This is a genomic window from Streptomyces lateritius, from assembly GCF_014649715.1.
Taxonomy (GTDB): domain Bacteria; phylum Actinomycetota; class Actinomycetes; order Streptomycetales; family Streptomycetaceae; genus Streptomyces; species Streptomyces lateritius.
In genome coordinates, this window is record NZ_BMTO01000019.1 from 122,706 (window position 1) to 143,335 (window position 20,630).

Annotated in this window: 23 protein-coding genes, 1 tRNA gene and 3 pseudogenes; 13 read left to right on the plus strand and 14 right to left on the minus strand. The window is 68.5% G+C overall.

Translation table 11 applies throughout. The features are described from left to right. Positions 1–103: 103 nt before the first annotated feature. A complete protein-coding gene (locus IE136_RS31140) occupies positions 104–1,981 on the plus strand; it encodes a DUF8823 domain-containing protein (protein ID WP_373309184.1) in 1,878 nt (625 codons plus the stop codon). Between the two features lie 51 nt (positions 1,982–2,032). Here IE136_RS31140 and IE136_RS31145 read toward each other — a convergent pair whose 3' ends face one another. Then, complete coding sequence (locus IE136_RS31145) at positions 2,033–2,335, minus strand: hypothetical protein (RefSeq protein WP_158988116.1); 303 nt, start codon at positions 2,333–2,335, stop codon at positions 2,033–2,035. A 200-nt stretch (positions 2,336–2,535) separates the two neighbouring features. On the opposite strand from IE136_RS31145, the gene IE136_RS31150 reads away from it, so the two are divergent. Continuing rightward, positions 2,536–2,928, plus strand: a complete 393-nt coding sequence (locus IE136_RS31150; RefSeq protein ID WP_158988115.1) for a hypothetical protein — start codon at positions 2,536–2,538, stop codon at positions 2,926–2,928. A gap of 9 nt (positions 2,929–2,937) precedes the next feature. Here IE136_RS31150 and IE136_RS31155 read toward each other — a convergent pair whose 3' ends face one another. Together IE136_RS31155 and IE136_RS31160 are read right to left on the minus strand one after the other, a co-directional pair. Further along, positions 2,938–3,111: a hypothetical protein gene (locus IE136_RS31155; RefSeq protein WP_158988114.1), complete on the minus strand. Its 174-nt coding sequence runs from the start codon at positions 3,109–3,111 to the stop codon at positions 2,938–2,940. 259 nt (positions 3,112–3,370) lie between these two features. Further along, positions 3,371–3,784 (minus strand): Imm10 family immunity protein, encoded by a 414-nt coding sequence (locus IE136_RS31160; protein ID WP_158988113.1) that lies wholly within the window; start codon positions 3,782–3,784, stop codon positions 3,371–3,373. Between the two features lie 490 nt (positions 3,785–4,274). On the opposite strand from IE136_RS31160, the pseudogene IE136_RS36125 reads away from it, so the two are divergent. Beyond that, a pseudogene (locus tag IE136_RS36125) lies at positions 4,275–4,355 on the plus strand (integrase); the annotation flags it as partial. Between the two features lie 304 nt (positions 4,356–4,659). On the opposite strand, the gene IE136_RS31165 reads toward IE136_RS36125, so the two are convergent. Together IE136_RS31165 and IE136_RS31170 are read right to left on the minus strand one after the other, a co-directional pair. After that, a complete protein-coding gene (locus tag IE136_RS31165; RefSeq protein ID WP_308432498.1) occupies positions 4,660–5,019 on the minus strand; it encodes a DUF3303 family protein in 360 nt (119 codons plus the stop codon). Positions 5,020–5,262: 243 nt separating this feature from the next. Next, positions 5,263–6,018 carry a GntR family transcriptional regulator gene (locus IE136_RS31170; RefSeq protein WP_189601982.1) on the minus strand — a complete coding sequence of 252 codons (756 nt, stop codon included), beginning with the start codon at positions 6,016–6,018 and terminating at the stop codon, positions 5,263–5,265. Positions 6,019–6,096: 78 nt separating this feature from the next. Between IE136_RS31170 and IE136_RS36130 the strand changes: the two are divergent. The 4 genes and pseudogenes from IE136_RS36130 to IE136_RS31185 all read left to right on the plus strand — a co-directional run bounded on the left by IE136_RS36130 (position 6,097) and on the right by IE136_RS31185 (position 8,077). Continuing rightward, positions 6,097–6,374 (plus strand): annotated as a pseudogene (locus IE136_RS36130) (hypothetical protein). A 433-nt stretch (positions 6,375–6,807) separates the two neighbouring features. After that, positions 6,808–7,032 (plus strand): hypothetical protein, encoded by a 225-nt coding sequence (locus IE136_RS31175; RefSeq protein WP_189601972.1) that lies wholly within the window; start codon positions 6,808–6,810, stop codon positions 7,030–7,032. Continuing rightward, positions 7,029–7,736 carry a GntR family transcriptional regulator gene (locus IE136_RS31180; RefSeq protein ID WP_189601973.1) on the plus strand — a complete coding sequence of 236 codons (708 nt, stop codon included), beginning with the start codon at positions 7,029–7,031 and terminating at the stop codon, positions 7,734–7,736. Before IE136_RS31175 ends, IE136_RS31180 begins: the two co-directional genes overlap by 4 nt. Further along, entirely contained in the window at positions 7,733–8,077 is a 345-nt protein-coding gene (locus IE136_RS31185) for a hypothetical protein (protein WP_189601974.1), read from the plus strand. The genes IE136_RS31180 and IE136_RS31185 overlap by 4 nt, the downstream gene beginning before the upstream one ends. A 410-nt stretch (positions 8,078–8,487) precedes the next feature. Here the strand turns inward: IE136_RS31185 and IE136_RS36135 are convergent, their stop codons facing one another. Continuing rightward, complete coding sequence (locus IE136_RS36135; protein WP_229819330.1) at positions 8,488–8,823, minus strand: hypothetical protein; 336 nt, start codon at positions 8,821–8,823, stop codon at positions 8,488–8,490. Positions 8,824–9,388: 565 nt separating this feature from the next. Between IE136_RS36135 and IE136_RS31195 the strand changes: the two genes are divergently transcribed. Both IE136_RS31195 and IE136_RS36140 read left to right on the plus strand, forming a co-directional pair. Then, positions 9,389–11,113 carry an ATP-dependent nuclease gene (locus IE136_RS31195; protein WP_229819331.1) on the plus strand — a complete coding sequence of 575 codons (1,725 nt, stop codon included), beginning with the start codon at positions 9,389–9,391 and terminating at the stop codon, positions 11,111–11,113. 567 nt (positions 11,114–11,680) lie between these two features. Next, a pseudogene (locus IE136_RS36140) lies at positions 11,681–11,761 on the plus strand (integrase); the annotation flags it as partial. 71 nt (positions 11,762–11,832) lie between these two features. Here the strand turns inward: IE136_RS36140 and IE136_RS31200 are convergent. The 6 genes from IE136_RS31200 to IE136_RS31225 all read right to left on the minus strand — a co-directional run bounded on the left by IE136_RS31200 (position 11,833) and on the right by IE136_RS31225 (position 15,101). Beyond that, a tRNA-Arg gene (locus IE136_RS31200) sits at positions 11,833–11,905 on the minus strand. A 68-nt stretch (positions 11,906–11,973) separates the two neighbouring features. Then, the gene (locus IE136_RS31205; RefSeq protein ID WP_158988112.1) at positions 11,974–12,426 is read right to left on the minus strand and encodes an iron chaperone; all 453 of its coding nucleotides are present in this window, start codon (positions 12,424–12,426) and stop codon (positions 11,974–11,976) included. 13 nt (positions 12,427–12,439) lie between these two features. Then, a complete protein-coding gene (locus IE136_RS31210) occupies positions 12,440–13,048 on the minus strand; it encodes a VOC family protein (RefSeq protein WP_158988111.1) in 609 nt (202 codons plus the stop codon). A 5-nt stretch (positions 13,049–13,053) separates the two neighbouring features. Then, positions 13,054–13,485 carry a helix-turn-helix transcriptional regulator gene (locus tag IE136_RS31215; RefSeq protein WP_158988110.1) on the minus strand — a complete coding sequence of 144 codons (432 nt, stop codon included), beginning with the start codon at positions 13,483–13,485 and terminating at the stop codon, positions 13,054–13,056. A gap of 17 nt (positions 13,486–13,502) precedes the next feature. Next, the gene (locus IE136_RS31220) at positions 13,503–13,913 is read right to left on the minus strand and encodes a VOC family protein (protein ID WP_158988109.1); all 411 of its coding nucleotides are present in this window, start codon (positions 13,911–13,913) and stop codon (positions 13,503–13,505) included. A 75-nt stretch (positions 13,914–13,988) separates the two neighbouring features. Next, a complete protein-coding gene (locus tag IE136_RS31225) occupies positions 13,989–15,101 on the minus strand; it encodes a sensor histidine kinase (protein ID WP_158988108.1) in 1,113 nt (370 codons plus the stop codon). A gap of 289 nt (positions 15,102–15,390) precedes the next feature. Here IE136_RS31225 and IE136_RS31230 point away from each other — a divergent pair, with 289 nt between their 5' ends. Next, the gene (locus IE136_RS31230; RefSeq protein ID WP_158988107.1) at positions 15,391–16,026 is read left to right on the plus strand and encodes a TetR family transcriptional regulator; all 636 of its coding nucleotides are present in this window, start codon (positions 15,391–15,393) and stop codon (positions 16,024–16,026) included. 65 nt (positions 16,027–16,091) lie between these two features. Here IE136_RS31230 and IE136_RS31235 read toward each other — a convergent pair whose 3' ends face one another. Then, positions 16,092–16,745 (minus strand): ScbR family autoregulator-binding transcription factor, encoded by a 654-nt coding sequence (locus IE136_RS31235; RefSeq protein ID WP_158988106.1) that lies wholly within the window; start codon positions 16,743–16,745, stop codon positions 16,092–16,094. 220 nt (positions 16,746–16,965) lie between these two features. Beyond that, positions 16,966–17,754, minus strand: a complete 789-nt coding sequence (locus IE136_RS31240; protein ID WP_158988105.1) for a response regulator transcription factor — start codon at positions 17,752–17,754, stop codon at positions 16,966–16,968. Between the two features lie 552 nt (positions 17,755–18,306). On the opposite strand from IE136_RS31240, the gene IE136_RS31245 reads away from it, so the two are divergent. From IE136_RS31245 to IE136_RS31255, 3 genes are all read left to right on the plus strand, one after another. Continuing rightward, a complete protein-coding gene (locus IE136_RS31245; RefSeq protein WP_158988104.1) occupies positions 18,307–19,335 on the plus strand; it encodes a ScbA/BarX family gamma-butyrolactone biosynthesis protein in 1,029 nt (342 codons plus the stop codon). Positions 19,336–19,365: 30 nt separating this feature from the next. After that, positions 19,366–20,298 carry an NAD-dependent epimerase/dehydratase family protein gene (locus IE136_RS31250; protein WP_189601975.1) on the plus strand — a complete coding sequence of 311 codons (933 nt, stop codon included), beginning with the start codon at positions 19,366–19,368 and terminating at the stop codon, positions 20,296–20,298. Between the two features lie 232 nt (positions 20,299–20,530). After that, on the plus strand, positions 20,531–20,630 hold a 100-nt coding region (locus IE136_RS31255; protein WP_157847070.1), incomplete at its 3' end, for a biotin carboxylase N-terminal domain-containing protein.

Below are 20,630 nucleotides of genomic sequence, written 5' to 3' on the forward strand. Positions count from 1 at the left end.
CGCCGGGGCGACGTGACGGGTGCCCCGGTCTCCGGGGCACCCAGCTGTTAGCGTTCCGAGAGACCAGAAGCATGCGCGAAGGGCAGCACGGGAGAGGGCCGCAGTGACCACCGCCGAGCCGACACGCGCCGACGACGCCGCGCGGAAGCGAGCCGCAGCCCCTCCGGCCTCTCCTCTCTCTCCCGCCCCTCCGCGAATAAACCTCCCCGCCCCCCGGCCCCCCACGGGGACGGCAGTCCGGGCTCCTGAGGCTCCTGAGACCCCGCGACGCCGCCGGCGCCGCTACCCCGTCATGATCGCGACGGGTGTCGCCGCGCTCGCCCACGTCCTCTGGTTCTTCCTGTTCGCGAACAGCGGCGGCGACCTCGCCGCACAGGACGCGTGGGCCGAGTTCGTGGGACGGCACCCGGACTCCGCGTACAACCTCGCCTGGTACGGAGGCATGCACCCGGTCTCGTACAGCGTGATCTCGCCGTATGTGATGTCGGTGCTCGGCGTGCGCTCGACGATGATGATCGCCGGCACGGTCTCGGCCGGTCTGACGGCGCTGATCCTGGTGCGGGTGCCGACGGTCCGCAATCCGCTGGCGTGCTCGCTGGCCGGCGTCTTCGCGTTCCTGTGCAACGCCCTGTCGGGGCGCGTGACGTTCGGGCTCGGCATGATGTTCGCGCTGGGCTCGGTCGCCGCCGTCTTCTGCTGGCCCTACCGCTGGCGGCGCAAACGGTGGGCGAAGGCCGCGGTCGCCGCCCCCCTCGCCGGTCTCGCGACGGCCTGCAGCCCGGTGGCCGGGCTCTTCCTCGGGGTGGCGGCGGCGGCGCTCTTCCTCAACAAGCGGCGCCCGGGCGCGTACGCCCTCGGCATCGCCCCGGTGGCGGTCGTCGCCGTCTCCTCCTGGCTGTTCCCCTTCTCCGGTACGCAGCCGATGTCGCTGGCCTCGACGTCGCTGCCGTTCCTCTTCGGGGTGCTGTGCTTCCTGCTCGTCCCGCGCGACTGGCGCACGGTCCGCACGGGGGCGGCCGTGTACGCCGCCGGCACGCTGCTGACCTGGCTGATCGACTCCCAGATCGGGTCGAACGTCTCGCGGCTCGTGATGCTCTTCGCGGGCGTCGTCCTCCTCGCGGCGCTGCCCTTCACGGCCCCTCGCTCGCGCCGCTGGTACGCGATCGTGCTCGCCTTCGCGGGCCTGAACTTCTGGATCGGCTTCAAGGGCGTCGACGACGTCATCCGCACCGCCCCGGACGCGTCCTGGGCGCGCGAGGTCGCGCCACTGATCAACCAGCTGCAGGTACGCGGGGCGGAGAAGGCGCGGGTGGAGGTCGTCCCGGCCTCCAGCCACCGCGAGTCCTCCGCCCTCACGCCGTACATCAACCTCGCCCGCGGCTGGAACCGGCAGGCGGACATGGAGCGCAACCCGCTCTTCTACGACGACACGCTGAACGCCTCGAACTACCAGGAGTGGCTCGACCGCTGGGCCGTCCACTACGTGGTCCTGCCGACCGGAGCACCCGACTCGGGCGCGGAACGGGAGGCGGAGCTGGTGGGCGACGGCCTGCCGTACCTGAAGCAGGTCTGGTCCGACGCCAACTGGCGCCTGTACGAGGTGGACAACCCGACCCCGCTGGCCGACCCGCCGGCCGAGGTGCGCCGGGCGGGCGCGAACGAGGTCGTGATCGAGGTCGACACCCCGGGTCGGGTGCTGATCCGCGTCCCGTACTCCCCGTGGCTGGCGCTCCTCGATGAGAACGGCGGCAAGGTCGAGCCCCCAGAGGAGACGGAGGCCTCGCGACTGGCACGGGAGGAGTCGGAGACGGAACTCCCGAAGGTCTTCCTCAACGAGAACGGCTGCCTGCTGAAGGCGGAGGCGGACGCGGAGGGCGACGAATGGACGGAACTGGTGGCCCCGAAGCCGGGCACCTACCGCCTGGCGGCGCCGTACAAACTCTTCCCCCGAGGCACGACCTGCCCGGACGAACTCCGCTGACGCCGGAGGCCCACCCAGCCCGCTGACGGGCCGGAGGCATGGAGGGGCCCCTCAGGCGGCGCCGGTGACCCCCGGGGCGACGAAGCGCCGGCGGAGGGTCGAGATCGTCACCTGGGGGTCGCTCTCCACTCCCAGCTCGCCCTTGACCACGGGCCCGATCCGGTCGGCGATGAACTGGTTGAACTGCCGCTCCGGCTCCCAGACGTCGAGCGCGTGAAACCCGTCGTCGCCGAACCACCCCACATGCATCAGACACCCGTCGGGAACGTCCTCCTCCCAACGCACGCGCTCCCGCGAGGCGTCGTACGACTCGGGCGTGATCTCCGGCCACGCGAGGTTCATCACGATTGCCATGGAATCCCTCTCGCTCGTGGTGCCGCGAACACCGCCCTCTACGCGGGGCACGCCGAAACCAAGCGCCCCGCCCCGACCGAGCACGCACTGAAGGCCGTTCAGGCGCACTCCCGCTCCGCCGTGCCGGCGGTTGCCGAACTCACGCAGAGGTGAGTACGCGGACTCTGGCCGGCGACAGCGGAAGCCGGAACGCTTGGGCCATGCCTCGACGACCTGTGAAACGTGTTCCCCAGCTGCTCGCGATCCTCGTGCTGGCTGTGACGACGGCAGCGGTGTGGGCCGCCTGGCTGGGCTGGGACCAGCACCGCGACGTGCATCCTGATGGTTCGGTGACCGGCCCGTACGAGGCGTGGCAGGTGATCGGGCTGGTGCTGACCCTGCTGCCGCCGCTGTACTGGGCGGCATCCCGGGGCTACGTCGCAGGCGCGGTCCTCGGCGTCACGGCCGGCCTGACCGTCGCCGCCTACGTCGACTGGTCGGACGACTCCAGCGGCCTCTTCATGGTCGGCGTGCTGATGGTCATGGCGGGAAGCCTCGTCACGACCGTCGGCGCCACCGCCGTGATCGCCTCCATGAAGAAGAGGCCTCGTTGATGATCACAGCTAGCTGTTGTACGCCACGACCATCCCCATGACGACCAGCGCCACCACGAACATCACGATGCAGCCGCACGCGGCGCTGGACGCCTCGTCGACGATGCCCTTGGGCTTCGGCTGCGACCTCTGATGGTCCCTGATCCCCCGAGCCACCGCGCGCCTGATCTCGTCTTCGTTCACGCGTACCCTCCCCCTGGCCTCTCCGCGTTGATCAGCTCCGTCAACCTACCGTCAGAGACCGGCGCGCAGCCCCGGGCCGGAGCTGCCGACGGAGGCGACCCGGCCGCGATCACCCGGCGGGGCCGGCACCGGCCAAATGCGCCCATGTGCCGGCCCTTCTTCCTGCGCCCCCGGCAAATTCGAACCTGCGACACCCGCTTCAGGAGTTCGATCAAACCGTTGCTGCGGCAAGGGCAACTGCCGCGCGGCGTCCTCGTCTCTACAGGGCCCTCACTACTGGGCGGGCATCTGGTCGGCCGTAGGCAAGGATGCGTGAGAGCACCTCGCGCATGCGTGCAGTGTCAGCCTCCGGTGCGCACAGGACGGCCTCAACCACGGGATCGGTCAGGCCCAGCTCGGCCAAGGACGTGGGGTCCAAGGTGACCCGAAGGACATCACCGTCCAGCTCTACCAGTCGCACACACCCATACGCCGTTCCTTGGTCGGGCGTGACAAGGCAGTGGGTGTCCATGCCAAGGGAAACCTCCTGCGCGTCGGACTCCCCAAAGTCGCACATGAACATCATGGAGAAGTCTTCTTCGTTATCAGACTCAGCAAGCCCAGCCAGCATGCAGTCGTCCTGCTCCGGATCATCGAGTCCGCACGCTATGTGCGCTGTGAATCGGTACACCATGGACGTGTTCTACCAGCACCCTCCGACACCCGAGCCAGCGGTTCGAAGGTCGGTGGAGCGGCTTTGGGCGGGAGCTGCCATGGGGCGAGAGATCGGGGCCCGTAAGCTTCCCGCGACGGCAGTCTCTGGACCTGCCCGCAACAGCCCGATGCGGGCCCCCGATCTTCGAGGCTCGCCCCATGGCGGCTGCCTAAAGCCGTGGAGCCGACCGGCCCCAGCCACCCCGGGCTACCGTCCGGCAGCAAGTGTGCTCGCTCCAGCCGCGCGGCCGGCGGCCGCGCGGCTGGAGCGGGGCGGAGACAGGAGCGCAGGCCCGGGTGCCGGGCCGCGCGCGCCGCGCCGTGCGCGGCGGGTGCCTTGATGAAGTAGGGAAACTCTTACCGCGCTCGTGCCCGGGAGCTGCGAGCGCCTCTGTGGTGAGCGCTACGCACCTTGCCGGGGCTTCCAGGAAGCACTCGATCTGGCGTGCGGCGTCACCGTGGACGTGTAAACGCACGTCGTCCAGGACACACAGCGCGAGGCGATCAGTCACATGGACCGGCTGCTCAAGAGGCGGCCCGGGCGTCCCTGACCGCTGGCGTTGATGTCAGCCGTGGATGGCAGAGGACCCCTACCGAGATCGGTAGGGGTCCTCTGCTCTTGTGCCCCCGGCAGGATTCGAACCTGCGACACCCGCTTTAGGAGTTCGATCAGACAGCCGTCACGCATAGCCGTCGTGCGGGCAACGTCGCTGCCGCGGATCGCTCGGTGCTGCTGCTGTCCGTCGTCGTTGATGTCAGCCTTGGATGTCAGGCTGCCCCTCGATGTGAACCACCGCGGGGCGATCGCTGAGGCCGCTGAGGCTGATCAGCGTGCGGTCGCTGAGGCGAGTACCGCTACTTCAGGGCGGCAAGACCCTTCTGCAAATCGTCGAGGTTCATGACCGGCTCGAACGTGACCTCCGCGCCCATCTCCTGGAAGAACGGATCTGCGATGGAGGGCAACTGAGAGCTGTCCTGCATGTCGAACACGAGGATCATGGAGCGCCCACCTTCAGGGGTGAAGTAGGCGGCCTCCGGCTTCAGCCGCTCGATGGTGGACTTCAGCGAGTCCGGCATCGCTCCGCCCTTCGTCACCTTGTTCGACATCTGGGTGTCCATGCGGGCCTTCATCATCATCCGCATCGCATGCTCTCCTCGCGCACCGCGACCTGCGCGGTTCTGTCCGCGCTCGCTGGGATCCGGTGCATCCCCCACAGCCTCCTTTCGCCGATCACTGGCTGCAACATCTCTTACGCCCTACGTGACGTCAGGTCAGGGGCTGCAACGCGCCGGCATCCTGGAGGTCGGTCGAGCGGCTTTGGGTGGGAGCTGCCATGGGGCGAGTGATCACGGTCCGTAAGCTTCCAGCGCGTCGGGCAGTCCGTGGACCTGCCCGGTACAGCACGACGCTCGGGCCATAGTCTGAGCTCCTCACGGACTTCGGGAGGGGCGGCCTCGCTAACGACCGATCGGAATCTCGTAGACGATCTCGCACAGTGAGGCAGGGACGACGATGTCCGCCGTCTCCACGGGCCGCCCCTCGTCGCTGTAGTACGTCCGCCGGATGTGCGTGACGAGGGCGGCCTTCTGGATGCCGAGGAGTGATGCCTCTTCGGCGGTCGCCTGCCGCGGCTCCGGCTGCTCTACGGCGTGGCTGACCGTGATGCCGATCTCGGCCATCCGGTTCACAACACCAGCTCCGGCGTGGGGCCCGCCCTCGGGAAGGACCACGAGGGTCCCGCCCGTGAGGTCGTACGGCTCCCAGCTCGTGGACAGCTGCACGGGTCGTCCGTCGGCGAGGAACTCATACATAGTCCGGACGCACAGGTCCCCTTCGGTGATGCCGAGGCGCGCCGCGATCTCCGCTGGCGCCGGAACCTTGGCGTCAGTCCGGCTCTCCCAACCCCCGTGCCGCCCCACGGCCTTCATGTCCGCGCGGAACGGGGACCCATCGGGCTGCTCACGCGCCGCGGACCGAACCATCCGCACGCGCTGCCGAGGCTCGGCCACGTACGTCCCTGACCCGGCCCGTCCCTCCAGTACGCCCTGGGAGATCAGGAGCTCCTGAGCGCGGCGGACGACGTTCTCGCCCACGCCACACTCCTGGCCGATCTGGGCCCGAGAGGGCAGCCGGTCTCCGGGCGTCCACTCGTGCTCCGCGATCCGCCGCCGGAGTACGTCGGCGATGCGGAGGTAGGGCGGCTGCTCAGGTATATGGAAAATCTAGTCCACTAGCTCTAACCTAGTTAACTAGCTTTACCCAAAGTGATCGCCGGTGACGGAGGCTGTCCTGTGCCTGCTCCAGAAGTAAGCGCGGAGGCCCTCGCCGCACGGTTGTCCGCCATCGGACTCACCACCCGCGTGCTGGAGCACGCCAGACACACGTCGATCGAAGCGGAGGTGTCAGAACCCCTGCCCGCAGAGACATGGCGGCAGGTCCTGGATTCGTGGCACAGGCAGACCACTTCGGTCTCCTCGCCACCATCCTGGGCGGCCGAACTCTATGGGCCGCCGTGAACAAAGCGGTCCCCGCGACGGGCGATGTCCGGGGACCTGGCCATCAGCGATAGGAGCTGATCAGCATGTTCAACCGTATCCGCCGCGCCATCGCGCGCACCAGAGAGCGGTACTCCCGAAAGGCCCGCCACCGCGCCCCCTTAATGCCCACCAGCCCCGTACTTGCCGACTGGTCGACGCCGTCGCTAAGGCAGCCCTGGGCCCGCACGGACTTCCTTCCGGGTGAGGAGACCGCCCTCGTCCGCCCATATGTACTGGCAGTCGAGGAACTCCTCCCCTGCACCTGCTTCAAGCCGGCGGAGGCCCACTGATGCAGCAGACGAAGGCCGCCCCCTACCGATCGACTTCGTGCCGGATCGGCACGCACCACGAGTGCGCGCACTCGTCCCCGGTGACGGCGCCGGTCGGCGTTCCCGTCATCTACGAGACATGCGCCTGCTCCTGCCACGCGCCGGCCGCCTCAACCACTCCCACGGAGGCGGCCTCATGAGCGCATGGACTCCCAGCGGTGCGATGGCCTCCACCGTCGAGATCACCTCGACCAATGTGCAGCGCGGCGACGTCATCCAGATCGGCGGCCAGCCTTGCCGAGTGGCCGACCTCTTCCAGCTGCCCCGCGGCGCCAAACGCGTCCTCTTCGAGTCGGGCGAACTGCTGACCATGCACCCCCGAACCCGGTTCGTCGCCGTGCGAGTCCTTAGAAGGTGGTGATTCAACCCGTGCTGTCACTCCGCCACACCATCGCCGACGACCTCCGGAGCCAGATCACCACGGGCGTCCTCAAGCCCGGCGAACGCCTCCCGTCGGAGCCACAGCTCGCCGCGCGCTACGAGGTCAGCACGGTGACGCTGCGCAACGCCCTCGCGCTCCTCCAGGCCGAGGGTCTGATCGAGAAGAACCACGGCAAAGGCAACTTCGTCCGCCGCCTCCGCCGGAGACTCACGTACGAGGGAGGCGCCCTCACGCCCATCGTTCCGACTCTCCACGTCACGGTCCGCACCACTCAGCTCCGGGCCCAAGGGGCGCTGAGCACCCTGCTGAAGGTGCCATCGCGGACCCTGCTGACTGAGTACCTCTGCGTCAGCCACGTGAGGGAGTCGCCACACAGCCTGGCCCGCATCTACGTCCCTCGTGACTTGGCGCCGGCCGAATCGTCCTGCCACTGGCCCAAGTCGGCAGAGCTCGGGCTCCGGATCGCGGAGATCCGAGAGAAGGCCAGCGCCCGCCTCCCCACCCCGGAGGAAGCCTCAACCCTCCGGATCAGCTCGGCGCTGGCCGTCCTCGCGATCACCCGCGTTTCTGCCGACGCCACAGGCCGCGTCGTCGAGGCCGCCCTCCTGATCCTCCCCGGCGACCGCGCCGACGCACGCTTCACCACCCACCACACGACCGAAGGCAGAAGGGCCGAGGGATGACGCCCCAGAACGAGCTGCGCCTCCTCCCCTGGACGGGCCACGACGGCAAGCCCTGCTACCTGAGCACCGACAACAGCACCAGTCACCTGTCCCGCCTGGCCGACAACACCGAAGCGATCCAACTCGGCCTGGCGGCCGACCTCGTGGCACATGTGCTGGAAGTCCTCAACGACGAGAGGACCGACCCGGATGAGCTTCGACGCCTGACAGCGGACCTGACAGATGCCCTCAAGGACACGCTCCGCGTAGCAACAAGCCGCGGCCACCGCCTGTCAGCACCAGACGTCAGCACACGCGACGGCAATGAAGGCCCACGGCTGCCGGCGGCTGCCTTGGGCTAGCGCTGACGCGCACCCAAAGACAGAGGGGCCCGGACACAATCCGAGGCCCCTCTGTAGCGCCTGCGCACACCGCTCCGGAGGGCGCGTGTGCCTCTCTTCTTTCAGCAGCTCAGGGACCTCGGAGGTCCTTCCGTCGCCTTTCCAGTCCACGAATAGGCCACGGTCCATCAGTGAGTCAGCCGGCATGCTGACACCGACCGGCATGTCATGCGCTGAACAGGTCCGGATGGGGGCAGAGCTCCAGGGGCCGCTAGGGCGGTCGGCCCACTTCCACCAGACGTGCTGCTCGGAACAGCCCCAGACCACACGGCAGGTGTGTCTGTCGTCATCGTCCCGTCGGCACAGAACAAACGCGCCGGCCTTCAGCAGCCTGTCGCACAGGGGGCAGGTGGGAACTGTTTCCTTTTGCATCACCCGTTACCGGCGCCGAGCGCACCAGACGTCGTCCACTCGTCGAGCTTCACCCTCACCTGATGGTTGTGCTCGACGTGCGAGATGACCTCGCCCTCGGTGCGAGCCCCGATGGTCGGCAGCTCGGCCCCGGGCGGCATCGCAATGATCTCGGCCAGTGCCATGGCCTCCGGGAAGCCGTCGAGGAGGATGAAGACCCCGAAGCGCTGGCGCCCGCAGACTTCCCCGGTGACTCGGGAGCCGACGGGCAGAGCCTCAACGGTTGCCGCCCAGCTCCGCCGAGTTGCATGCGGTGCTGGCACGTTGGGACCCGTAGGCCACACGTACTCGTCCATATACAGATCCTTACAGCGACAGAAGCCCGTGACCACTGCCTTGTAAGCCTGGAGCCGATCGCGGAGACGTTCTCGCTGGTCACCAGACGTCCAAGGCGCCTGGGTCTGCTACCGGGTATCCGCACCGTCGCACGCCCTGATTGACCGCAGCTCACCGCTCGATCTGGCATGGATCTGGCACGGTCAGTCTGATACGTAGCTCTAGCCGGAACGGTCAGCGGCGATCATACCGGCCGTCGAAGAGTCGCGAAGGGGCGCCGACGGACAGGAGCGCTAGCTGTGGTTGCGGTACACAGATGCGGTACCGCAACTGGGCAGGATGCCGTCCCTAAGCAACTTGGGACGCTCGTCGCCATCGGGCCGCCACTCTCCTCACCAGCGCGGATGGTTCGCTGAAGTGCACGGTTGTTCGCGGCTACGCGTCGCGGTTGTCACGGAGTTAGCCACTGGGCACAGGCCCCTTGAGAGCGATGCCTGCTCGCACCTCGTGGCGGCTGACGTTGACTCCGGCGCAACTCTCAACGTTCCGAGGACGATGCCCTAGCGCAGCTGGCACGATGAGAAAATGACCAACTCGCCGAGCTCGCTCCCGCCAGTCCGAATTGATTACAGTGAGGTATTCCCTCAGCAGGCCAAGGACCAGCCTGATCCCTACCTCGAGATCCCCGAGTGGAGCCATCCCTTAACATTCTTCGTCGGCAGAAACGGAAGCGGAAAGTCGAGAGCGGCGAAGGCGCTTACACGTAAGGTTACCGATAGCAGGCTACTTGATACAGATAGGCTAGTCAGCCTGATGTCCTTCCATAGCTACACCTGGGGGGCGAATCCGGTTGATTTCAAGGGAATTCCGCTCGGCGAGAGCGATCGCACTCAGATGAAACAGATCGCACGCGATAGGCATTTCGCCACCGAGGAACTCTATTCACTTCGGGAGCAGCCTGACGTCTGGCTGAAGGTGGCTGCCTTTTTGAAAAGGGCGCTGGGTCGAACTATTCAGCTCAGGGAAAGCTCGGGCTATCTGGATCCGTATGTCCTTGTTGGAGGCGTAGAATATTCCCTGTTTCGCGACGAGGGGCATGGCCTGCGCGAGCTAGTGATTTTGCTCGCGGCCTCCTACCGCGATGACTGGTCCCTCTTGATGGTAGACGAGCCCGAGTTGCACCTGCATCCATCAATGGCTCGCCTATGGTTGGCCGAGCTACGGAAAGAATGCATCGAACGAAATAGGCATGCGTTGATTATCACGCACGAGCCGTCGCTTCTCCGAATTCGGGAAACGGACGACCTGGGAGGAATTTGGCACTTCCAGGCTGGACGGCGCCCCGCTTCACTCTCCTGTGCGCTTTTCGATCGACAGCGAGGAGAGGAGACCGAGAGGCGTCGCGACCAAGTGGCTGCCACTCTTCGGAAGAACCCTGACCTGGTGAGCCAGCTCGTCTTCTCCCCACGTCCCGTACTAGTTGAAGGCGTTCATGATATCGCCGCTCTCTCTGCATCTCTCGAGCGAACGAAGGATTCAGAGGTCGTGGCGCAAACGGACCTTGTCCTTTGTGGGGGAAGCGTCGAAGTGGCACTCTGGTTTGAGATCGCCCACACCCTCGGTGTCGATGTTCGAGCCGTTGCAGACCTGGATGCTTGCCTTGAAAGTAGCGTGCAGAGAGTGATGGATTCATACCCGGAAGTCACCCGCAGGTACAGGGGTGAGTTGATTCAAGAGCCTCCCAAGACTTCTGAAATCCTCAAACCCTTGATTGCCGAAATGACGAGAGCAGGAATCTCCTCAAGCCCTAAAGATAGGGCCAACTGGTTGGCTCACTCAATTCCTGCGGAGACTGCGCATCCCGTACGCAAGGAAAAGCTTCTGGCGATTTGGCGCGATCATGGAATGTGGCTACACCCTCAAGGGACAATCGAGAATGTTTTAGGGATTGACACTAAAGGGCTGAATCAGGCTGCTCAAGCTGCGTCTAGCCCTGGTCCGATCGATTCCGTCGTGGACTGGTGTGCCTACGAAGTAGATCTCATGGGAGACGTTGAGCTCCTACTGAATATTGCTGTTGAGCGGGTTGCTCACTCGCTGCAGGAGGCTATCCGCGCGGATCCCGAGGCGCAGTTCACTGCACCTGTCGGTGCGAGTTCTATTGCCGATGCTCGCCTGGTCGAAGTCGTGCCGATGGGCAATGGATTCCACCGACTCGTCGTGCGGACGCCGGCATCCTTCAAGGGATACTGGTTGGAATTCTCTCGTGACACGGCGTCGTCTCAGCTCAATTTGAAGCCGCCGCCGTAAGGGCTCCCTGTCTCCAGCCCACCACGCACCCCTCCCTAACTCCCATCCCGTCTGCCGTCGACCCACACTCCGTGGAGCAGGCGCGGTGCCGGGCGTCCAGGTGGAGCGCGCCACTGTACGAACGACCTGGACGCCTGGTGCCGTGTCTGTTCGGCTCTGCCTGGCTCGACGGCAGACGGGATGGGAGTCCCCCACCTCAGCACCCCCGGCCGGCCACTCGCCCACGGGGCCCCCTCCATCCCGGAGCTTGAGCGCCCCCGCCGGAGGCATCGTCTTAAGCCGCACTCGCGTACCGCCTCGGCCGCATCGTGGGTCGTCGCCCATCAACCCAAGCTGTCAGGCGTGCGGTCGGCGGGCGGGCTGGAGCGGGGCGGAGACAGGAGCGCAGGCCCGGGCGCCGGGCCGCGCGCGCCGCGCCGTGCGCGGCGGGTGCCTTGATGAAGTAGGGAAACTCTTACCGCGCTCGTGCCCGGGAGCTGCGAGCGCCTCTGTGGTGAGCGCTACGCACCTTGCCGGGGCTTCCAGGAAGCACTCGATCTGGCGTGCGGCGTCACCGTGGACGTGTAAACGCACGTCGTCCAGGACACACAGCGCGAGGCGATCAGTCACATGGACCGGCTGCTCAAGAGGCGGCCCGGGCGTCCCTGACCGCTGGCGTTGATGTCAGCCGTGGATGGCAGAGGACCCCTACCGAGATCGGTAGGGGTCCTCTGCTCTTGTGCCCCCGGCAGGATTCGAACCTGCGACACCCGCTTTAGGAGAGCGGTGCTCTATCCCCTGAGCTACGAAGGCGTGACCGCTGACAGCGTAGCGGATCAGGGTGCGCGGGCGCGCACCCCTTCAGGGGGAGGCGGGTGGGGTCAGGTCGTCGCCCTCTTGAGGAGGGTGGTGATCAGGGACTCGTCGGCCGGGGTCAGGTCCGTCAGGGCGTAGGCGGTCGGCCACATGGTGCCTTCGTCGAGGTTCGCCGGGTCGCTGAAGCCGAGGGTGGCGTATCTGGACTTGAACTTCTGGGCGCTCTGGAAGAAGCAGAGGACCTTGCCGTTCATGGCGTAGGCGGGCATGCCGTACCAGAGCTTCGGGGTGAGGTCCGGGGCGGCGGTCCTGACGAGGGCGTGGACGCGTTCGGCGAGGACGCGGTCCGGCTCCGGCATCTCGGCGATCTTCGCGAGTACCTCGCTCTCCGTGTCCGCCTTCGGCGCGCGGGGGCTGCGGCGCGTGGATGCCTTCAGCTCCTTGGCACGCTCCTTCATCGCGTCGCGTTCACCGTCCGTGAATCCGTCGTACTTCTTGTCGGTCGTGTCGGCGCTCATGTGGTGGTTCCTCTCAGGCGTGGGTTTCCCAGACGAAGCCGTCCGGGTCGGTGAAGGGGCCGGTGGGGCCGGCGAGGGTGAGGCGGTGGGAGCCGGTGCCGTCCTCGGGGACGCCGAGGTCCTTGGCGAGAGCGCGGCGGCCGTACAGGGCCAGCTTGACGGGGGACGACGGGGTGGCGAACTCGACGTACTTGCGGCCGAAGCTCCTCGCCACGGGCAGGCCGCGGCCGACGTAGAACTCCTTGCTCGCCGCCACGTCCGCGGCGCCCAGGAGGAGGACGATCTCGTCGAACCGCCGGGTGGCCGCGCCGGTGTTCTTCCTCGTCGACGTGGCGACCTTCCAGATCGTTCCGTCCGGGGCCTGTACGACGCCGCCGTAACCCCAGAACGACTTCGAGGCGGGCTTCAGCGGCGTGGCGCCGGCGTGGAGGGCGGCGTCGACGAGGGCGTCGACGTCGGCCGGCTGGGAGGCCGTGAGCGACAGCGCGAACCCGCGGAAGCCGGCCGTCGGGGCCTCAGAGGCACGCAGGCGGACCTGCGTGTCCAGACCGAAGGCGGTGTAGAAGCGGTGGGCGGCCGTCGGGTCGTCCACCTCGAGGGTGACGGAGTCGAAGGAGGTCATGTGCTTCACGCTAGGTGCGGCACGGCCGCCGGGGCTTCTCGATTCCTGACCGTTCCGGGCACCTGTTCCGCCGCGTGGCACCGGTAGGCGGCGGGCGGCATGCCGACCAGCTCGGTGAAGCGGGTGGCGAAGGTGTCCGGGGACGAGCAGCCGACCGCCGAAGCGACCTCGGTGAGGGTGAGGTCGCCGCTTCGGAGCAGCCTCGCCGCGCGCTCGACGCGACGTGCCGTCAGATACGTGTACGGCGAGGCGCCGTAGGCGAGGTGGAACTGCTTGGTCAGGTGCGCGGGCGGCATGTCCGCCTCGCGGGCGAGCGCCTCGACGTTCAGCGGGAGCGCGTACTCGCGGTCGATCCGGTCGCGGACGCGGCGCAGGCGTGCGAGGTCGCTCAGGTGCTGCGCCGCCGTGAGGGCGCGTGTCCACCCGGGGTGACACATAGGGGGCTCCCGTCGGTTCAGCGGAGTTCTTGGATACGGATCAGGTTGCCGGCGGGGTCGCGGAAGGCGCAGTCCCGGATGCCGTACGGCTGCTCCGTCGGCTCCTGGACGACCTCGGCGTCGCCTGCCTGGACCTTCGCGAAGGTGTTGTCGAGGTCCCGGGTGGCCAGCAGGATCCAGCCGTACGTTCCCTTGGCCATCATCTCGACGATGGTGCGGCGCTCGTCCTCGGTGATGCCGGGGTCGGCGGCCGGGGGCGCCAGGAGGATGGAGGTGCCGGGCTGGTCGACGGGGCCGACCGTGATCCAGCGCATCTTGCCCTGGCCGACGTCGCTGCGGACCTCGAAGCCGAGGGCGTCGCGGTAGAAGGCCACGGACGCGTCCGGGTCGTCGTGCGGGAGGGAGACCGTGTGAATGGTGATGTCCATGGCCGTGACGTTAGCGGCGGCCCGGTGGGTGGTGCTTCTTCATTCCTGATCCGTCCGCCGCCTGTCGCGTCGGGGTCAGCGGCGGGAGGGGAGGGGGAGGTGGATCTCCACGCGGGTGCCGCCCGTGTCGGGGGTGGAGACGCGCAGGCGGCCGCCGAGGTCCTCCATGCGTTCGGCCATGGAGCGCAGGCCGTTGCCGGGCGGGGCCGGGGCGGGGGTGGGGCCGGTGTTCTCCACCTTGGCGTAGAGCCAGCGGCGAGTGGTGCGCACACGGACCTCGATGTGCTCGGGGGTGGCGTGCTGGAGGCTGTTGCGCAGGGCCTCGCGGAGGACGAAGAAGACCTCCTGGCGGTGGCGTTCGGGTACCTGCGCCTCGTTGCCGGTCATGCGGACGGACACGCGGGCCGTCGGGCGGGCGCCGGCGAGGAAGCCGTCGAGGGCTTCGCGCAGGGTGGGGTGCCGGGCGCGGTGGCGGAGGTCGTGGACCAGTGCCCGGGTCTCCTGGCAGGCCTCGTCGAGGGCACGGCCGGCGTCGGCCAAGTGGCGGCCTCCGGCCTGGGGTTCCCGGGTGGCGAGGTCGATGCTGCGCCGGGCCGCCGTCAGGGCTCCGCCGAGTTCGTCGTGGAGCTGCCGGGCCAGCCGGCGGCAGTCCGCCCGTCCGTCGTCGCCGTGCCAGAAGTCCCGGTCGGCGCCGCGCAGGGTGTCGCCGAGCTTCTGGGCGAGGGTCGCCGCGCGTCGGGGCGCGCCACCTTCGAGGAGGTGCAGCAGCCCGCACTCGAAGAGCAGCGAGCCCGCGGCGACCAGTTGGTGGGGCGCCGCGGCGAAGGGTTCGCACGGTGGGGTGGCGGCGGCGGTCGTGTCCGGGCGGTCCAGCTCTCCCACCCGCAGGAGGACCGCGCGGGCGAACGCGACGAGCGTGGCGCGTAGTTCGGGCACCTCCGCCTCGGCGGGGAGCAGAGCCGACGGCAGCCGTTCCTCGAAGCGTTCCAGGATCGCCTCGGTCTCCCAGGTCCACAGCACGGGGCCGGCGGTCGCCGAGTCGGCGGTCCTCCGGGCGCCGGGAGGCGCCGACGGGTGGCGGGGGTCGTCGGTGCGCGGCTGCGTCATGCGGGGGGCGGCGCGCAGCAATCCTGCGTGCAGGGCCTCGCGGAAGTCGCTTCCCATGACGGTGACGGTCGAGCTGTTCATCGGAACTCCTCGGACGCTACGGGTGCTGTGCCGCTGACGGCGAGCCGAAGATAACAAACAGACTTGTCTGATTGTCAATAAGTCAAGTAACGGGCGATGTTGGAAGACTTCGTGCGGAGTGGGTGAAAGCGCCCAGGGTTTGTACGTGTCAGTGGGAGAAGGTGAGGGGTTTTGGTGACAGGCCTATGCCTGGATACAGGCAGGGTTGTATGATTCCGGTTGGGCAGAGACGCCGGACGGGCCTCCCCTGCCCTTGGAGCCGTATCGAGAAAGAGGCAGGCGCAGGCCCATGCACAAGCGGTCCGAGCAGACGCGCCAGGCCCTCGTGCGCGCCACGGCGGAACTCATCGCCGACGGGCAGCTCGCCGACGCCGGTCTGGTGAACATCTGCCGGGTCGCCGGGGTGAGCCGAGGGGCGCTGTATCACCACTTCTCCTCCACCGCCGAGCTGGTCGCCGAGGTGCGGGCCCAGGCGAGCGCCCGCACGACGGCCCTGGTCGAGGACGCGTTCGCGGGGCCGGCCGCCGACGCCCCGGCGCGCCTGAGCACCGCCCTCGGTGTGGCGATGTCCGAGGAGCAACTGGTCCGCGCCGGCATGAGGTTGGGCCAGAACGGTACGGACGGACCGCCGCGGCTGCGTGATGAAGTGCTCTCCCTGATGCGGGACCGGATCGCCCCGCCGTCGGCGGCGGGGGAGGGGGCGGAAACCGGGGCGGAAGGGTGGGCCGAGGGCGCGTCCGACACCCCGGAGCGGGTTCAGCTCGCCGACCTGGCCGTCGTCGTCACCGCCGGCCTGCAGTCGCTGGGGTACACCGACCGGCGGTGGTGGGACCCGGAGACCAGTGAGCGGATCTGGAGCATGCTCGAGCCGCTCTTCGCTCCCGTGGAGCGGGCCGGGGCCTCCTCGGCCGCGGGTCGGGACTGAGCGCTCCCGGGCTCCTTCCGCGACCGTCTGCCCCGCGGCCCCCGGTCGCGGCGCGCCGCGACCGGCTAGGAGGCCAACGGGGTCGGCTCCGGCTCTGCCGGCTCTCCGCTGCGGCTCTGTGCCGGCGTGACGCGGAGGTGGCTCAGGATGCCCGGGGTGGCCAGGCCCGGCAGCAGGAAGCGCCACATGACGGTGACGCGCTCCGGCAGGTCCCGGCGGTTGGTGTACACCTGCGACATCACCTGCATACCGGTGAACGAGCCGATGATGATCGAGGTGGCCTCCTTCAGGTCCACGCCGGGCAGGATCTCGCCCTGCTCACGGGCCTGTTGGAGCAGCCCGAGGATGGCCGCGCCGGACTGTTCGTACGGTGTGGTCGTCGGGCGGGGGAAGGACGTCTGCTCCACGGCCAGCCGCACGCTCGCGCGCAGGACCGGGTCGCGCTGGAGCCGGAAGGCGAACTCGAGGGTGAGGTCGATGACGGACTGCAGCTTCACCGGATGTTCCGGGATGACCAGCGCCTCGCTGTGCGCGGCCAGCAGCGCGGCGGCGATCGCTTCCTTGGACGGGAAGTGGTGGTAGAGGGCGCCTCTGGTCAGTCCGGTGCTGGCGAGGATCTCGTTGGTGCTCGCCGCGTCAAAACCGCGGACGTCGAACACCCGGGCCGCGGCCTCCAGGATCGAGAGCCTCGACCGTTCTCCGCGCTCCTGCTTACCCATCCCGGATCCTTGCACTCGCTTGAAACGAACCGACTTGTCTGCATCCTATGGGCAACAGGACATGGTCGTCAGTACCTGGAGCAAAGCGTTCCGGATTCGAGCGGGCAAGGGGAGCGGGTGGGCGGAGCGGGCGGGCCGGGTGGCGGCCCGGCAAGACCTCGGCGGCCCGGCGGGGTGTCCCGGCCGAGGGTCCCGGCGGGGGCCTCGGCGGCGGGGCGGGTCAGGGGTGGCCGAGGCGGAAGCCGACGCCGCGGACCGTGATGATCCAGTTGCTGGAGCCGAGCTTGCCCCGCAGGCTGCTGACGTGCGTGTCGATGGTGCGGCCCCGGTGCGACCAGGTGTCGTCCCAGACCTGCGTCATCAGCTGACGCCGTGAGATCACGGCCCCGGGCTGCGAGGCGAGCAGGTGCAGCAGATCGAACTCCTTGCGCGTGAGGTCGACCGGCCGGCCGTCCAGCGTGGCCTCGCGGGTGGTCGCGTCGATGCGCAGCGGGCCGTGGTCGATGATCCGGGTGACCGTCTGCCGGGGCCGGGCCCGGCGCATCACCGCCTCGATCCGGGCCAGCAGTTCGCGGAAGCCGTACGGCTTGACCATGTAGTCGTCCGAGCCGGCCTGGAGGCCGAGGACGCGGTCCAGCTCGCTGCCGCGTCCCGTCACCGCGATGATCGGGGTGTCGCTGACCGACCGCACGCTGCGGCAGACCTCGAGTCCGTCCAGATCGGGCAGGTCGAGGTCGAGCAGGATCAGGTCCGCCTGCTGGTGGAGCTGGAGCGCCTTGCCGCCCGTGGCCACGCTCTCGGCCCGGTACCCCTGCCGGAGCAGGCCCTGGACCAGTGCGTCGGCGGCGCGGGTCTCGCTCTCGACGACCAGGACCCGCAGGACCTGGCGCTCGCCGGTGGTGGGCGGGGGCGGGGGCGGGGCCGCGCCGCGGTGCGGCTGCGGCGGGGTGGTGAAGGGGTGATGCTGCTCTGTCCTGGGGTCGAGTAGATCTGAGGCCTGCCGGTTCATCTGCTCCTCCTGAGGCACGGGCGTGGCATCACGGACTGCTGACTGCTGGCTGCTCGTGCCTGCCGAAGATAGCAAACAGACTTGTCTGATTGTCAACGGACAATGAGCGCCGTGGTGTTGGTGCGGATCGGACGTCATTCACCTGCGGTGATCGCTGTTTTGCCCGGGAATTGTCTGCGTGTCGTCGCGCCTCCTCGCTCGATGGTCGGAGGGTGAAGATGCCTGCTCAGTACGGGGAACCAGGCAGGTCTGTTGGTTTTCTTGACGGAAAGTCAAGAACAGCCTCGTGGTGGCCGAATCTTGGATGGGCCGGTCGGTACGCTCCACTTCGCCCCGCTTTCCACCAGACTCTCCCGTCCGGTCTGGTCACTGTGAGGTCACGGGGTGTGTGTGCGATGCATCTGATCCGGCCCGCGTGCAGACCAAACCTTTACTTGATTTTACGAACCGACTTGTCTGTATCTTGGGACCCGCAACAGATCGTCGGCCACGGGGGTGGCTGCCGGCGTCCGGCTGCTCACCCCTGTCCAGAACAGATCAGGAGTGCCACGCATGCCGTCTCTTGCCTCCGCGCAGCACGAGCCTCGCACGAACAGCGTCCTTGCTCCGGGCTTCGCCGCCGGGCGTCCGGGTCTCACCACGACCGTCCCGCGCCAGTACGTCCACCGTGCCGCTGTCTCCGAAGTGTTGCTCACCGGCTGGGAGGCGGTCCCCGGCATCCAGGACGGTCAGGCCGACGTCTTCCCGGACGGTCGGTCCGACGTCTTCGTCGTCCAGGCCCAGTGGCCGCGCGGGCACTCCCTCTTCTCCCAGGCCGGCGGCTACCAGGACCCGATGCTCCTGATCGAGTCGGTCCGCCAGATCGGGTCCCTGCTGTCGCACGCCGAGTACGGGGTCCCCTTCGGCCACCACTTCCTGATGTGGAACATGTCCTTCGCCACCACCGAGGAGCTGCTGGTGGCCGGCGCCGCTCCCACCGAGGTCGAGCTGCACACGGTGTGCCGGGACGTCGTCCGCCGCGGCAAGACCCTGGGCGGCATGCGGTACGACGTCACCGTCAAGGTCGACGGGATGGCCCTGGCCACCGCCGGGGCGGCCTTCAGCTGCACCAGCGGCACCGTCCACCGCCGCCTGCGCGGCGACCGTCCCACCAGCACCGACCGCGCCGTCGGCCGCCCGATCGATGCGGCGCGGGTGGGGCGTACCGATGTCGGACACGTCGTCCTCGCGGAGCCCTCGGCCTCGGAGATGACGGGAGATGAGGATCGGCACGCCTGGGAGCTCCGGGTCGACACCGCGCACCCGATCTTCTTCGACCACCCGGTCGACCACGTCCCCGGCATGGTGCTTCTGGAGGCGGCCCGGCAGGCCGCGCACGCCTCCACCGGTCTGCCCGACGCGCTCGTCGTCGCACTCGACAGCACCTTCACGCGGTACGCGGAGCTGGACGCGCCCTGCCGAATAGAGGCGACGGTGGGCGCGCCCGACGCGTCCGGCGACGTGCCGGTCACGGTCCGCGGGGAGCAGCAGGGCCAGAACGTCTTCGGAGCCGACCTCGTCCTCAGACCCCGTGGCTGTTGAGCCCATCAGCCTCCGACAGGGGAGTGTCGCTTGTTCGCCACCATCATCACCGGCGCCTCGGGGTTCATCGGCAGCCATGTCGTCCGCGAGGCGGCGCGGCAGGGTACGGATCTCACTCTGATGTCGCACCGCCGGCCGCTCGCCCCCCACGGAGCGGCCGCCGCCCGGGTCGTCCGGGCCGATCTCACCCGCCCCGAAACCCTGCGGGGGGCCTGCGAGGGGATGGACGTCCTGCTCCACTGCGCCTCGCAGATCGGAGGGAGCGCCGACGCCAACGAAGCTGTCAACGCCCGGGGGACCGCCGCACTCGTGGCGGAGGCGCAGCGGGCCGGGGTGTCCCGCATCGTGTATCTCAGTACGGCCTCCGTGTACGGACGCGGGGTCTTCCGGGGCGCCCGCCCCGAGCAGCTCACCCGCCGTCCGGGGTCGCCGACCTCCCGGACCCGGGCGGCCGCCGAGGACGCCGTGCTCGCCGCGGGCGGGATCGTCCTGCGCCCCCATCTGGTGTACGGAGAGGGCGACACATGGGTCGTCCCCGGACTCGTACGGCTCCTGCGGGCGTTGCAGGGCGGCGCCGAGGGGTGGCGCAGCCGGATGTCCGCCATCGCCGCGCCGGAGCTGGCGCAGCTCCTGCTGGGGGTGGGGTTCGCCCCGGCGGGCAGCCTCACGGCGTCCGTCTACCACGCCGCGCACCCGCGGCCGGTGAGCGCCGCCATGCTGCTGCGCGCGGTCGCGGCCTGTGCGGCGCTGCCGCGCGCCCGGGGCGAGCTGACGGTGGCGCAGGCGCGTGAGCGCCTGGCCGGCGAGGGCTGGGCGAGGCACGGAATCGACATGCTGGCGACCGACCACTGGTACGACAGCGCGCCGTTGTGGGCCGATCTGAAGCGGGTTCCGGGTCCCGCGTTCGAAGAGGATTTCCCGAGAATGCGCGGATGGTACCGAGAACTGGTTCAGGCCGCCTGAACCTGTTCCCCTGACGGGTGCGGCGGCCTTCACGGTGGCCGCACCCGGATTACCTCGCAGGTATGGCCGGGACCGGTCGATTGACGGGCGTCTGACCATTCTCTTCACTTCTTCCGACACAGCTGCACGGGTCCTGCGAATTTGGACTGAGTCCTGTAGCCGGGCCTGTTGAACGTATGAGCGGCCACCGAACACTCTGGTGACTCCGAGCGAGTCAGGGGAGACGTTCATCGTGCGCAAGGTGCTCATCGCCAACCGTGGCGAAATCGCTGTCCGCGTCGCCCGGGCGTGCCGGGATGCCGGAATCGCGAGCGTAGCCGTCTACGCCGATC